The sequence below is a fragment of the Mesorhizobium sp. LNJC391B00 genome, from assembly GCF_000502535.1.
Classification (GTDB): Bacteria; Pseudomonadota; Alphaproteobacteria; order Rhizobiales; family Rhizobiaceae; genus Mesorhizobium.
Map to the genome: position 1 here is coordinate 42,340 of NZ_AYWI01000016.1, position 12,452 is coordinate 54,791.

Here is a 12,452-nt window from a genome sequence, read left to right on the forward strand (position 1 = left end):
CAGGAGGAGTTTCGCCATGTCCGAGTTGAGCGGTATCGTGAGTTTGTTCCTGATCGCGGCGGCGTTCCTGACGTCCTGCGATACGCAGCAGCCGCCAAGGGCGGCGACGCAGCTGTCCACGCTTTACGCAGCAGAATAGAAACTGTCGGGTTACACTGAAAAGGCCCCCGTTTCGGAATTCGGGGGCCTTTTCACGTCAGGCGTCAGCGCAGCTGATCAATGCCAATACGGCGTGACCTTGTAGTAATCATAGGAAGCATCACGTGCGGCCTCGCCATCGGCGCCGGCCAGTTCATTGATCGAATAGGCAGGTGCTGCCTTCAGCTGCTCCTTCGAGAACGGCACGACATAGCCGCCCTTGTCCTCGTCATAGTCGAGGCTCGCCCACGGAATGGCGTGATACTTCTCGCCAATGCCGAGAAATCCACCGAACCCGATCACCGCGAACATGATGCCGTTCGACGTCTTGTCGAGCATGATGTCCTCGATGCTGCCGATGCTCGTGCCTTCGGTGTTGTAGACCGACGTGCCGATGACGCGCGAAGCGGCGATGGCTTCGGTGTGGCCTGTCTGGGTGGTCATGGCTGCTGCTCCTCATGTCATTGATCGATACTTTGACAATGAGGGGCGCGGGCGAAAGTTCCCGTTTTTTCGAGCGGCGGGCGGTTACTCCGCGAGGATGAACGTCACCTTCATGTTGACGCGATAGGCCGCGATCCTGCCGTCCTCGACGACGATCTTCTGGTCCTGGATCCAGGCGCCTTCCACGTTCTTCAGGGTCTTTGAGGCGCGCTCAATCCCCTTCTCGATGGCGTCCTGAAAGCTCTTTTTCGACGACGACGTGATTTCGGTGACGCGGGCGACGGACATGGCTTCCTCCTGCCAAGACGCTCATTTGCAGCAGCGAGCCTACAGCCGGCTTATGCCTTCCACACGCAGGGCAGCGCGCGCGCCATCGCCGAACCCATCAGCCTCGGTTCAGGTCAGCAGCATTCTTGGCGATGCGGTCGAATGCCATCAGTCTTTCGAGCAGCGCCGGCATGTCCTTCAGCGGCAGCATGTTGGGCCCGTCGGAGGAGGTCGAATTGTCGGGATCCTGGTGGGTCTCTATGAACACGCCGGCGACGCCGACGGCAACGGCAGCCCGCGCCAGCGTCTCGACAAAGCGGCGCTCGCCACCGGAGGAACCGCCCTGCCCGCCCGGCTGCTGCACCGAATGGGTGGCGTCGAAAATCACCGGCGCGCCGATCTCGGCCATCACGGGCAAAGCCCGCATGTCCGACACCAGCGTGTTGTAGCCGAAGGAAGCGCCGCGCTCGGTGGTCAGCACATTGGGGTTGCCGGAGCCGGTGATCTTGGCCACCACGTTCTTCATGTCCCAGGGCGCCAGGAACTGCCCCTTCTTGACGTTGATCACCTTGCCGGTCTTGGCCGCGGCGACCAGCATGTCGGTCTGGCGCGACAGGAAGGCCGGGATCTGCAGCACATCGACATGGTGCGCTACGATCGCGCACTGCTCCTCGGTGTGGACATCGGTCAGAATGGGAAGCGAAAACGCCTTGCGCAACTCGTCGAACACCGGAAGCGCCGCGTCCATGCCGGCGCCGCGCGTTGCCGACAGCGAGGTGCGGTTGGCCTTGTCGTAGCTGGTCTTGTAGACGAGGCCGATGCCGAGCTTGCCGGTCAGTTCCTTCAGCGCGCCGGCCATGTCGAAAGCGTGCTGGCGCGATTCGAACTGGCACGGGCCGGCGATCAACGCCAGGGGCCCGCTGTTGTCGAAGACGACGTTGCCGATGGTTACCGACGAATTCGGCGCCAGCGAATTGGGCCCTTGCGGCTTGCTCATGGGGTCTCCCGGAAGATGAAAGCCGCGCCCTGTCCGGATGCCGGCTGCACGACGATTTCGTTGCCCGCTATATCGTGCCCGACGGCGTTGTCTGCAAGCAGCCTCGCGACAGCGCCGACACTGCGGACTGAAAAGACAATCGCGGCGAAGCGAACTCTTGTCGGCGCACCGGCCGGAATGTCGAAGCGCGCGGTGAAAGCCGCAGGATCCAGAACGGTCAGACGCGCATTCGGCAGGTCGAAGACCGCGCTGCTCTGCTGCTCCGAGCCAACCACTGTCGAGATCAGGCTGATCTGTGTGGAAGGCACATCGCTGACCGCAACGACTTCGGCAATGCCGGTCACGCCATTGGCATGAGCCTGCAGCGCCGTACGGTCGATTTGAGGGGCGTTGATCCGCTCGCAAGCGAACAGAAAGGCGTCCATCGTCTCGGCGCCGGCGGCGAAAGCCAGTTTGAACGAGGCCATGTCGCTCTTTCCGGCCGTGTCGGTGAAGGCGCGGGAAAAGCTCAGTACGTCTCCCGCCGACAGGCCGGCTTTGATAAAGCGCGCATGGTCCGCATCGGCATCGTCGGTGGCCAGCACCACGGCGGAAAAGCCCTCATCGCCCAGCCTGGCGCGATAGAGCCGGTCGCGGGCGACAAAGACATTGCCGCCGGCGATCGCACTCGCTGCCACCTGTTCATTCCCAACCGCCAGCGGTTCGAGATAGGTGCCGTCGGCAAGGAAGACGCAGCAATTTTCGGTGCCGAAGGGATGAATGCCGGTTGGCGCGACGATGAAGCCAAGCGATGTCAGCCGCGCCCGCGCCACAGCGAGGCTCGCCGTCGGCAGCACCAGATGGTCAAGCGGATGGGTCGTGCTGGTCATGCCGGCGCGGTGTGCATCATTCCCGAAATTGGTTCAAGGCCTCTTGCCGGCCCGATCAGGCCGTCGCCACGATATCGGCCGAATAGCGCAATTCGCGCAATGGTTTGACCCGACTGGTCGTCTCGGCATAGAGCGGGTGCGCCTTGTAGGCGGCAAGCGCGGCATCATCCTCGAACTCGGCATAGACGACCACGTCGATCGCATCCGACAGCGGATCGACCTTGGTGTTGAGCGTCACCTCGAAGAGGCTTGAATGCGGGATCTTGCCCAGCGCGAGCAAGCCCGTGCGCACGGCCTCGACATCGTCCTTGCGCCGCGCGCTGAAGAAAACGATATGCCGGATCACGCCTGCCTCCACGTTCGATTTGCGGCATGTTTTGTGTGAGCGGGACCGTCGCGTCAACCGCCACGATGTCGCGCCCGGCAATGTCGGCAGGCGACTTTGCAGAGGCGCAAAAGCTAGGCTTTGCCGGTGACGTAGCGCACGACGCGCGACATTTCCCTGACCGTCGTGTCGAGATAGCGGCCCTGATTATAGAGGCCATCCCAGATCAGGAAAAAGGCGATGGCGACGATGACGATGACGTAACGCATGGCTGAAACTAACGTATGTGGCTGTTCCTAACCATAGCGATTTCACCGGCGGTCGCTCGCCCTCACCGATTCTGGCCCCAGGCACGCCACCTGGGCCAGTGCCGGGCACGGCTTGCCTCTTGAAGTTCCGGTCGATGCGGTGGAAGATTGTGGCGAAAATTTAAGCAGGCTACGGCGTTCGCGCCTGGCGAATGAAAGTGGAGGATGTGGAGGCCGGCAGATCTTGCGCCGCCCCCGCGGAAGTCCAGGGGGGTGTGAGATGGCTGTCAGGGAATACAAAGGCATCGGCGACGCCATCAGGCTGGACGAACTCAATTTCGCCGAGATCGTCAAGGGCCTGCCGGCCAAGGCGCGCATGGTGCTGTCGGCGGCGATGAAATTGCCGCGCGGTTCGCTGAAGGTGAGGATGCCGGATGGCCGGGCGGTGCTTGTCGGCGGCAACGGACCCGGGCCGGATGCCGAGCTGGTGTTGAAGAACTGGCGCCTGCCCGGCCGTGCCTTTTCCGGCGGCACCATCGGCGTTGCCGAATCCTACATGGACGGCGACTGGGAAAGCCCTGATGTAACCAGCTTCCTCGAACTGTTCGTCGTCAACTCGGCCGTTGGGGAACGCATTGCCGGCGGCGCCAACTGGCTCATCAACACGGTCCAGCGCATCCGCCACTGGTTCAACGAAAACACCCGCACCGGCTCGAAGCGCAACATCTCGGCGCATTACGATCTCGGCAACGCCTTCTACAAGCAATGGCTCGATCCCAGCATGACCTATTCGTCGGCGCTCTATGCGACCGGCGCCAACGACCTGGAAAGCGCTCAGGCCGCCAAATACCGCGCGCTGGCCAAGGATACCGGCATCGGCAAGAAGGACCATGTGCTCGAGATCGGCTGCGGCTGGGGCGGTTTTGCCGAATTTGCCGCGCGCGAGATCGGCTGCCGCGTCACCGGCCTGACCATCAGCCGCGAACAGCACGATTTCGCCAAGGCGCGCATCCAGAAGGCGGGACTGTCTGACAAGGTCGACATCAAGCTGCAGGATTACCGAGACGAAACGGGCACTTACGACCGCATCGCCTCGATCGAGATGTTCGAGGCGGTCGGCGAAAAATATTGGCCGGTATTTTTCGGCAAGATGAAGGCGTGCTTGAGGCCCGGCGGCACCGCCGGCCTGCAGATCATCACCATCAACGAGGCCGCCTACGACACCTATCGGGCGAGGCCGGATTTCATCCAGCGCTATGTCTTCCCAGGCGGCATGCTGCCGACGCCGTCGATCCTGAAGACGCTGGGCAGCGACCATGGCCTTGCCCATCTGCGCGAGCGCGTCTTTCCGGACGACTATGCCCGCACGCTTGCCGAATGGCGCAACCGCTTCTGGGCGTCGTGGGAAAAGATCGTCCCGCTCGGCTTCGACGACCGCTTCAAGAAGCTTTGGGAATTGTATCTCCACTATTGCGAAGCCGGCTTTAGAGCCAGCTACATCGACGTGCGCCAAGTGGTCTACAAAGCCTGATCCGAAGCGTGATTGAGCGGGCGTATGCCCGCTCGTTTTCCCTGTTAGCTGCACGATGCCTCAAAGCAGGATGCGATACTTCGCAAACCCGGATTCGCCCTCGCCGGCCGGCTCGATCTTGAGCGATTTCACTCCCGATATAAAATCCTTCGCTTTGGGGCCGGTCTCGAACACGACGCTGGTGCCGGGCAGCGGCGTGAACGACCAATTGTCGTCGGCCGAGGGATTGATCGTGCCTTCGCTGACGACGTAGCGCACGATCACGTCGCGGTTGGTGTCCGGCGCCTCGTAGATGATCTTCGAGGCATTGATGTCGGGGAAATTGCCGCCACCGCCGGCGCGGTAATTGTTGGTGGCGACGACGAATTTCGCTGCCGGATCAATAGGCTTGCCGTCGAAGCTGAGGCCGACGATGCGGTTCGAGCCGGCATTGGCGACGCCACCCTTGGCATCGTATTTCGGCAGCTGCGACAGGTCTATTCCGTAGCTGACGCCATCGATCACATCGAAATTGTAGGACGGGAATTCGGTGTCGATGAGCGCCTGGTCGGCCTTGCCCGGCTCGATCTTCCTGAAAATGCCGGCCGACATTTCCAGCCATTCCTTCACTTGCGCGCCGGTGATTTCGACGGCGCGCACCGTGTTCGGATAGAGATAGAGGTCGGCGACGTTCTTGATGGCGATGTCGCCCACCGGCACGTCGGTATAGTAGTCGGCGCCGTTGCGCCCGCCGGCCTTGAAGGGTGCTGCCGCCGACAGCAGCGGCACATCCTTCCACTGCGTGCTCTTCAATATGTCCTTGAGGTACCAGCTCTGCGCCTGGTTGACGATCTGCACCGACGGATCGTCGGCGACCAGCGCGAAATAGGAATAGAGCGGCGCCGAGGTCTTGCCGACCGGTCGGCGGACATAGGCAAGTGTCGCCTCATGGTCCGCCTTCAGCGCATCGACGACGCGCTGGTCGTCCGCCACCGTCGGCTTGTTTGCCTTGTCGACGCGCTGGTAGATCGGCCTTGCCTCCGATGTGGCCGAGGCTACGCGCCATTTCGATCCGTCCCGTTCCAGAAGCAGATCGATCAGTCCCATATGCGAGCCCCAGAAACCGCCCATCACGGCGGGCTTGCCCTGCAGCGTGCCTTTCTCGGTGTCGACGCCTTCGAGCGCCTGAAAATCCTTCTTGCCGGGGAAGACGAGATGCTGATGGCCGGTGAACACCGCATCGATGCCTTCGACGCCGGCGACGAAGAAGGAGGCGTTCTCCATGCCGTCGCCCTGCTTGATATCGATGCCGGAATGCGAGAGCGCGATGACGATGTCGGCGCCCTCCTCCTTGATCTGCGGCACCCATGCCCTGGCCGCCTCGACGATGTCGCGCGTCCTGACATTGCCTTCCAGGTTCTTCAGGTCCCAGACCATGATCTGCGGCGGCACAAAGCCGATGATGCCGATCTTGATCGGCTGCTCGGCGCCCGACCCGTCCTTGATCTTCTTGTCGAGGATGACATAGGGCTTGAGGTAGAGCTTGTCGTCGCGCGGTTTGGCGGCAAGCTCGGTGCCGCGGATCAGATTGGCGCAGACGAAGGGGAAATTGGCTCCGGCCAGCACCTTGTCGAGGAACGACAGGCCGTAATTGAACTCGTGATTGCCGAGCGTCGAGCATTCATAGCCCAGCAGGTTCATGCCCTTCATGATCGGATGCAGATCGCCTTCCTTGAGGCCCTTCTCATAGGCGATGTAATCGCCCATCGGATTGCCCTGCAAAAGATCGCCATTGTCGATCAGCATCGCATTGGTGGCTTCCTTGCGCACCGCCGCGATCAGTGAGGCCGTCCGTGACAGGCCCATCGTGTCGTTGGCTTTGTCGGCGTAGTAGTCGTAAGGCAGCACATTCACATGGATGTCGGTGGTCTCCATGATCCTCAGATGCGCCTGATTGGCCTGCGCGCGGGCGGAAAACGGATGGAGCATGATCAGCGCCCCGCTGGCGGCCGTACCGGCAAGAAAACTACGGCGGGAGACGGGGTAATTGAGATGCGGCATTGGTTTTCCCTCCCAGCGACGTGACAAGATCCCAGCCCCGGGCGGAAGCTTCGCGCCGAAAACCGGCCATGTCCATCGGGAAGTCAGTCGATCAGCAAAAGGTGACGGCTGGATGAATATCCTTGGCCGCGGTTGAGAACCTCAGCCCTTGTCATCGTCGCCCTGGGTGATCAGCCGCGCGCTGCGCTGGCCGGTGAAATAGATCCATAGCCAGCTAAGCGACACCGAGAGCCGGTTGCGGAAACCGATCAGGAAGTAGATATGCGCCACGCCCCACAGCCACCAGGCAAGCCATCCCGTGAGCTTGATCGAGCCGAAATCGATCGCGGCTGCCCACTTGCCGATCGTCGCCAGGTCGCCGGCATGTTTGTAGCGGAAAGGCCGCGGCGCGCCATCGCCGGCCAGCCGCGCCCTGATCGTCGCGGCGACATGCTTGCCCTCCTGCTTGGCCGAGGGCGCCACGCCGGGCACCGGTTTGCCGTCCGGCCGCAAGACATGCGCGGTGTCGCCGATGACGAAGATTTCAGGACTGTTCGGCACGGTCAGATCGGGCTCGACCATTACCCTGCCCGCCCGGTCCACCGGCGCGCCCAGCCACTCTCCCGCGGGCGAAGCCGCCACGCCGGCGGCCCACAGGATGGTTCGCGCCGGCAGATGCGTATCGCCAAAGACGACGCCTTCGGCATCGAGGCGCGTGACGGCGCGGCCAAGCTCGACCGTGACGCCCCGCCGCTCCAGCGCCTTGCGCGCATAGTCGGACAGCTTTGGCGCGAAATTGGCTAGGATCCTGTCTCCGGCCTCGACCAGCACCACACGCGCCTCACGCGTGTCGATGTTGCGGAATTCGCCGCGCAGCGTTTCATGCGCGAGTTCGACAATGGTGCCGGCAAGCTCCACGCCGGTCGGGCCGCCGCCGACGATGACCAGTGTCAGCAGTGCCTGGCGCTTGGCCGGATCGGTCTCGCGCTCGGCCTGCTCGAAGGCGAGCAGGATGCGCCGCCGAATGGTGGTTGCGTCTTCAAGCGTCTTCAGCCCGGGCGCGAAAGGCTCCCATTCGTCGTGGCCGAAATAAGCATGACGCGCGCCGGTGGCGAGCACCAGCGTGTCGTAGGGAACAGAACTGCCGTCCTCAAGCAGCACGCGTTTGCCTGGACGGTCGACGCCGGTGACGTTGCCGAGCAGGGTCGTCACGTCCTCGCGCTTGCGCAGCAGATGACGGATCGGCCAGGCAACTTCCGAGGTCGCCAGCGAGGTGGTCGCCACCTGGTAAAGCAGCGGCTGGAAAAGGTGATGGTTGCGCTTGTCGATCATGGTGATGCGCACGGGTGCGCCGGCCAGCGCCCGGGTGAGTTCGAGACCGCCGAACCCTGCGCCGACGACAACGACATGATGGCTGGTTTCACTCATCGCATTCACCCCTGTTTGTCTCTCTTTATCTAGTGATTTTTGTGCACCGCAACAATGTCGCGGCGCGCTAGACTGCCGCGCGTAAGGCTGCCCAGGACTCGTCGCCGGATGTCGCGAATGCCTATGTCGGCAAGCCTGGACGGGTATAGCCTTGCAGGGGCTGGAACCACGGGAGTGAAGCATGGCCAACGACGATGACAAAGATCGCAAAGGGCGGGCGCAATATTCTTCGCCGCCTTGCTTCATGCACGAACTCGATCCGGAATTTCGCGCGCCATTGACCGACTGGACCGATGTGCGCCGTTGGCGCAAGGCCGAGCGCGAGCGTCTGATCGCGGCACGGTTGGCGGTTTCCGCCGATGCGCGGGTGGCGATGTCGCGGGCTATCGCCGAAGGGCTCGACGCGACCATCGGCGACATTGCCGGCCGCATGGTCAGCCTCTATTGGCCGTTTCGCGGCGAGCCGGACCTGCGGCCGTGGATGGCGTCGATCAACGAACGCGGCGGCCGCACGGCGCTGCCCATCGTGATCGAGAAGGGCCAGCCGCTGATCTTCCGCGCTTATGTGCCTGGCGACCGGCTGGAAAAAGGCGTCTGGAACATCCCTATCCCCGCCGAAGGCGACCCGGTGCTGCCCGACATCGTCATCTCGCCGATCGTCGGCATCGACCCGCGAAACTACCGCCTGGGCTATGGCGGTGGCTTCTTCGACCGCACGCTGGCTGCCATGCCGTTCAAGCCATTGGTCATCGGAGTCGGCTACGAACTGCAGCGCATAGCCACCATCTACCCGCAGCCGCACGACATCCCAATGGATAGGCTGGTGACCGAGACTGCTCAGGGCTAGGCCAGTTCCGGCTTCATGCCCATCGCCGTGCGATCGACGATCTCGCGCAGGGCAAACGACGAATTGATCTTGGTCACGTGCGGCATCGCCGACAGCCATTCCTTGTGGATGCGCTCATAGTCGACCAGGTCCTTGGCGGCGATGCGCAGGATATAGTCATATTCGCCCGACATCAGGTGGCAGGACAGCACATTGGGGCAGCGCTTGATCGCCGCCTCGAAATCCGACAGCGTCTTTTCGAATTGTCCCGACAGCGATATGTGCACGATCGCCGTCATCTGGTGGCCGAGCGCTGCATTCGAAAGCCGGGCGTGATAGCCGCGGATGGTGCCGGATTTCTCCAGATTGTCGAGCCGGCGCGAACAGGCCGACTGCGACAGGCCGACCCTTTCGGCGAGCGCCGCATTGGGTATGCGGCCATCCTTCTGCAGTGCCTCGAGAATGGCGATATCGATCCTGTCGAGCGGCATTTCTCGTGATTCCTGCGAAATTTCCTTGATTTCGCGCAACGATTATCGAAACGCGTGACCCCGCGCAAGCGCATTCGCAAACACCTGCGCAACGATTCGTGGTTCACTCGGTTGATACAGGGAACGAGCCCGAAGGGCCGGATCAGGAGAAGACTATGCGCGTCGGTTGCCCCAAGGAAATCAAGAACCACGAATACCGCGTCGGCCTGACGCCGGGCTCCGTCCGCGAATATGTCGCGCATGGCCATGAAGTGCTGGTCGAAAGCGGCGCTGGCGCCGGCATCGGCGCCGATGACAATGCCTACCGCGCCGCCGGCGCCACCATCGCCAGGACCGCCGCCGACGTGTTCGCCAAGTCGGACATGATCGTCAAGGTCAAGGAGCCGCAGCCCAACGAATGGGCGCAGCTGCGCGACGGCCAGATCCTCTACACCTATCTGCACCTGGCCCCGGATCCGGAGCAGACCAAGGGCCTGCTCGCGTCCGGCGTCACCGCAATCGCCTATGAGACCGTAACCGACGACCGCGGCGGCCTGCCGCTCTTGGCGCCGATGTCGGAAGTTGCCGGCCGCCTGTCGATCCAAGCCGGCGCGACCGCGCTGCAGAAGGCCAATGGTGGCCGCGGCGTGCTGCTCGGCGGCGTGCCCGGCGTACTGCCCGGCAAGGTCACCGTGCTCGGCGGCGGCGTCGTCGGCCTGCATGCAGCCCGCATGGCGGTCGGCCTCGGCGCCGACGTCACCATCATCGACCGCTCGATCCCGCGCCTGCGCCAGCTGGACGACCTCTTTACCGGCCGCGTCCACACCCGCTACTCCACAGTCGAGGCGCTTGAGGAAGAATGCTTCTCGGCCGACATCGTCGTCGGCGCCGTGCTCATCCCGGGTGCTGCTGCACCCAAGCTGGTGACTCGCGAAATGCTGTCGGGCATGAAGAAGGGCTCGGTGCTGGTCGACGTCGCCATCGACCAGGGCGGCTGTTTCGAGACCTCGCACGCCACCACCCACGCCGAGCCGACCTATGAGGTCGATGGCGTGATCCACTACTGCGTCGCCAACATGCCGGGCGCCGTGCCGGTGACCTCGGCCCACGCGCTCAACAACGCGACGCTGCATTATGGTCTGCAGCTGGCCGATAAGGGCCTGAAGGCGCTGGTCGACGACCACCATTTGCGCAACGGCGTCAATGTCCACAGGGGCAAGATCACCAATCGCGCCGTCGCCGAAGCACTCGGCTATGAGCTGGTCGAACCGAAAGTGGTTCTGGCTGCCTGACCCCACCTAAATCCTGATCTCACCTAAATTGGGAAGACTTGCTCCCGTCAGCCCGCCGGCTCATCCCGGTGGGTTTTTTCTTGCGGGCAAAACGCCGGCAACAAAAAAGCGGAGCCAAAGCCCCGCTTCCTCGATATCGAGATCCCCGCCGGTTCATCCGCGGTCGGCAATCCATCGACACTCACCTTTTAACGTATGAATGCGACGGCAGTACGACAGTTCGCCGCCAGTCGGCGCGCCACCGTGTGCCGGCGATAGTCGCGGGCGCTGTGTGAAGCGTTTCACATCAGCCATCCGAAAAACCTGCACAGACAGGGGTGCCAACTTGACGGATCGAGCCGTCACACGGTTCCCAACTGCCCGCCAGACCAACGGCGGGCATTTTTTTGTCAGGCACGTTCGATTCGGCACTGATAGCAATTGTTGCGTGCCGAGCGGACATGGACGTAGGCGATATCGTCGCGTTCGAGCAGGGTTTCGGCCCGCGCCGTGATTGCTGAGGTCAGGATGACGCCGCCACTGCCGTAGACGATGCGATTATCCCCGTCATAGCCACGCACGATGTAGTCGGGGCTTTCGAGCACCTCTGGCAGCTGCTCGGTCTCGGGGGCGCGTTCGCATTCTTCCGCATGCAGGAAGATCGGACCAGTTTCAGCGTAAGGCTGCAGATCCGGGAATGGGCGATAGGCCAGAACGAGATAGACGTCGCCCGCGGCGATGTTCTTCAGACAGTGCCGGCAAGGGATGCCGTCGCCGTCGGAAATCTTTCGCTCGGGCGTGTGGCCGTAGGCATCCGGGCCTCCAAACTGCAAGGCTCTGACCTCCTGGGTTGGCAGGGCTTTGAACTGAATGGTCATGGCAGAAATCTCCGGTGTCGTTGACCAGAAATCATGCATCCAAGCCGATGCTTCCCACCCGATTCCTGCCAAGTATCGAAGCGTCAATTGGGTATCATCAGCCGGTGCTATCGAAATCTCGATGAATCTGCGATGGCGGTCGGTCTCGCAAACAAGCCGGCTAATTAGGATGTCATGGCCTCATGACGCTGGCCGAGCGCTCGGAGAACGACAGCGGATGCACGATCTCCTTCTTTTGCGCCACCGGCGCAAAACCTAGCTTCTGGTAGAGCGGCAAGGCCGCCGGATGGTCGAGCGTGCAGGTCTGCACCGTCACCCGCTTCGGCTGATACGACCAGGCGGCGGCGATCGCCGCGCCCAGGAACCAGCGGCCGATGCCTAGCCCGGTCGCATGCTCCATCATGCCGAAATAAGCGAGCTCGACCTCTTCCGGCAGATGCGGCTTGAGGTCGAAGAACCCGGCCGGCGCGCCGTCAAGATAAAGCACCCGGATGTCGCGGTCCTCGCGGTGAATGCCGGCCGCAAGCTCTTCATCGTGCAACCGCAGCACATTGACCCAATGCCATTTGCGCCCCACCCGATCCATCAGATAGCGGTAGAAATGCAGCGGAATGTCCTTGGTCTTCAACAGCGCGATCTGCCTGTTGTAGGGCAGCGGCGGTGAATAGGCCGGCGGCACATGCATTTCCAGAAACGTCACCGTGACTTCGATGTCTTCCAGCACACCGTTTTCCATCGCCG

The 12,452-nt window shown here is 62.6% G+C and carries 15 protein-coding genes; 4 read left to right on the forward strand and 11 right to left on the reverse strand.

The genetic code is table 11. The features are described 5' to 3' along the window. The first annotated feature begins 16 nt into the window (after window positions 1-16). Window positions 17-139: a hypothetical protein gene (locus X750_RS1000000167445; protein ID WP_023748675.1), complete on the forward strand. Its 123-nt coding sequence runs from the start codon at window positions 17-19 to the stop codon at window positions 137-139. Window positions 140-216: 77 nt separating this feature from the next. Here X750_RS1000000167445 and X750_RS138005 read toward each other — a convergent pair whose 3' ends face one another. From X750_RS138005 to X750_RS1000000167450, 6 genes are all read right to left on the reverse strand, one after another. Next, window positions 217-582, reverse strand: coding sequence for a PRC-barrel domain-containing protein (locus X750_RS138005; protein WP_023668909.1), 366 nt, complete (start codon window positions 580-582; stop codon window positions 217-219). Between the two features lie 84 nt (window positions 583-666). Next, window positions 667-870 carry a dodecin family protein gene (locus tag X750_RS138000; RefSeq protein WP_023668908.1) on the reverse strand — a complete coding sequence of 68 codons (204 nt, stop codon included), beginning with the start codon at window positions 868-870 and terminating at the stop codon, window positions 667-669. A gap of 97 nt (window positions 871-967) precedes the next feature. Continuing rightward, window positions 968-1,846, reverse strand: a complete 879-nt coding sequence (kdsA, locus tag X750_RS137995) for a 3-deoxy-8-phosphooctulonate synthase (protein ID WP_023748676.1) — start codon at window positions 1,844-1,846, stop codon at window positions 968-970. Beyond that, window positions 1,843-2,715, reverse strand: coding sequence for a VOC family protein (locus tag X750_RS137990; protein ID WP_023748677.1), 873 nt, complete (start codon window positions 2,713-2,715; stop codon window positions 1,843-1,845). The genes kdsA and X750_RS137990 overlap by 4 nt, the downstream gene beginning before the upstream one ends. A gap of 55 nt (window positions 2,716-2,770) precedes the next feature. Then, window positions 2,771-3,061, reverse strand: coding sequence for a Dabb family protein (locus X750_RS137985; protein WP_031243590.1), 291 nt, complete (start codon window positions 3,059-3,061; stop codon window positions 2,771-2,773). 113 nt (window positions 3,062-3,174) lie between these two features. After that, entirely contained in the window at window positions 3,175-3,309 is a 135-nt protein-coding gene (locus X750_RS1000000167450) for a hypothetical protein (RefSeq protein WP_023688440.1), read from the reverse strand. A gap of 259 nt (window positions 3,310-3,568) precedes the next feature. Here X750_RS1000000167450 and X750_RS137980 point away from each other — a divergent pair, with 259 nt between their 5' ends. Then, window positions 3,569-4,819: a cyclopropane-fatty-acyl-phospholipid synthase family protein gene (locus X750_RS137980; RefSeq protein ID WP_023748679.1), complete on the forward strand. Its 1,251-nt coding sequence runs from the start codon at window positions 3,569-3,571 to the stop codon at window positions 4,817-4,819. A 60-nt stretch (window positions 4,820-4,879) separates the two neighbouring features. Here X750_RS137980 and X750_RS137975 read toward each other — a convergent pair whose 3' ends face one another. Further along, complete coding sequence (locus X750_RS137975) at window positions 4,880-6,859, reverse strand: bifunctional 2',3'-cyclic-nucleotide 2'-phosphodiesterase/3'-nucleotidase (RefSeq protein ID WP_023668903.1); 1,980 nt, start codon at window positions 6,857-6,859, stop codon at window positions 4,880-4,882. A gap of 141 nt (window positions 6,860-7,000) precedes the next feature. Next, entirely contained in the window at window positions 7,001-8,266 is a 1,266-nt protein-coding gene (locus X750_RS137970) for an NAD(P)/FAD-dependent oxidoreductase (RefSeq protein ID WP_023668902.1), read from the reverse strand. 181 nt (window positions 8,267-8,447) lie between these two features. On the opposite strand from X750_RS137970, the gene X750_RS137965 reads away from it, so the two are divergent. After that, entirely contained in the window at window positions 8,448-9,113 is a 666-nt protein-coding gene (locus X750_RS137965) for a 5-formyltetrahydrofolate cyclo-ligase (RefSeq protein ID WP_023706536.1), read from the forward strand. Here X750_RS137965 and X750_RS137960 read toward each other — a convergent pair. Continuing rightward, window positions 9,110-9,583: an Lrp/AsnC family transcriptional regulator gene (locus X750_RS137960; RefSeq protein WP_023668897.1), complete on the reverse strand. Its 474-nt coding sequence runs from the start codon at window positions 9,581-9,583 to the stop codon at window positions 9,110-9,112. The two genes, X750_RS137965 and X750_RS137960, sit on opposite strands and share 4 nt — an antisense overlap. A 155-nt stretch (window positions 9,584-9,738) precedes the next feature. On the opposite strand from X750_RS137960, the gene ald reads away from it, so the two are divergent. Further along, window positions 9,739-10,854, forward strand: a complete 1,116-nt coding sequence (ald, locus tag X750_RS137955; RefSeq protein WP_023709343.1) for an alanine dehydrogenase — start codon at window positions 9,739-9,741, stop codon at window positions 10,852-10,854. A gap of 389 nt (window positions 10,855-11,243) precedes the next feature. On the opposite strand, the gene X750_RS137950 is transcribed toward ald, so the two are convergent. Both X750_RS137950 and X750_RS137945 read right to left on the reverse strand, forming a co-directional pair. After that, window positions 11,244-11,711, reverse strand: a complete 468-nt coding sequence (locus X750_RS137950; protein ID WP_023706533.1) for a DUF1203 domain-containing protein — start codon at window positions 11,709-11,711, stop codon at window positions 11,244-11,246. Between the two features lie 172 nt (window positions 11,712-11,883). After that, complete coding sequence (locus X750_RS137945; protein ID WP_023708492.1) at window positions 11,884-12,447, reverse strand: GNAT family N-acetyltransferase; 564 nt, start codon at window positions 12,445-12,447, stop codon at window positions 11,884-11,886. Window positions 12,448-12,452: the final 5 nt, after the last annotated feature.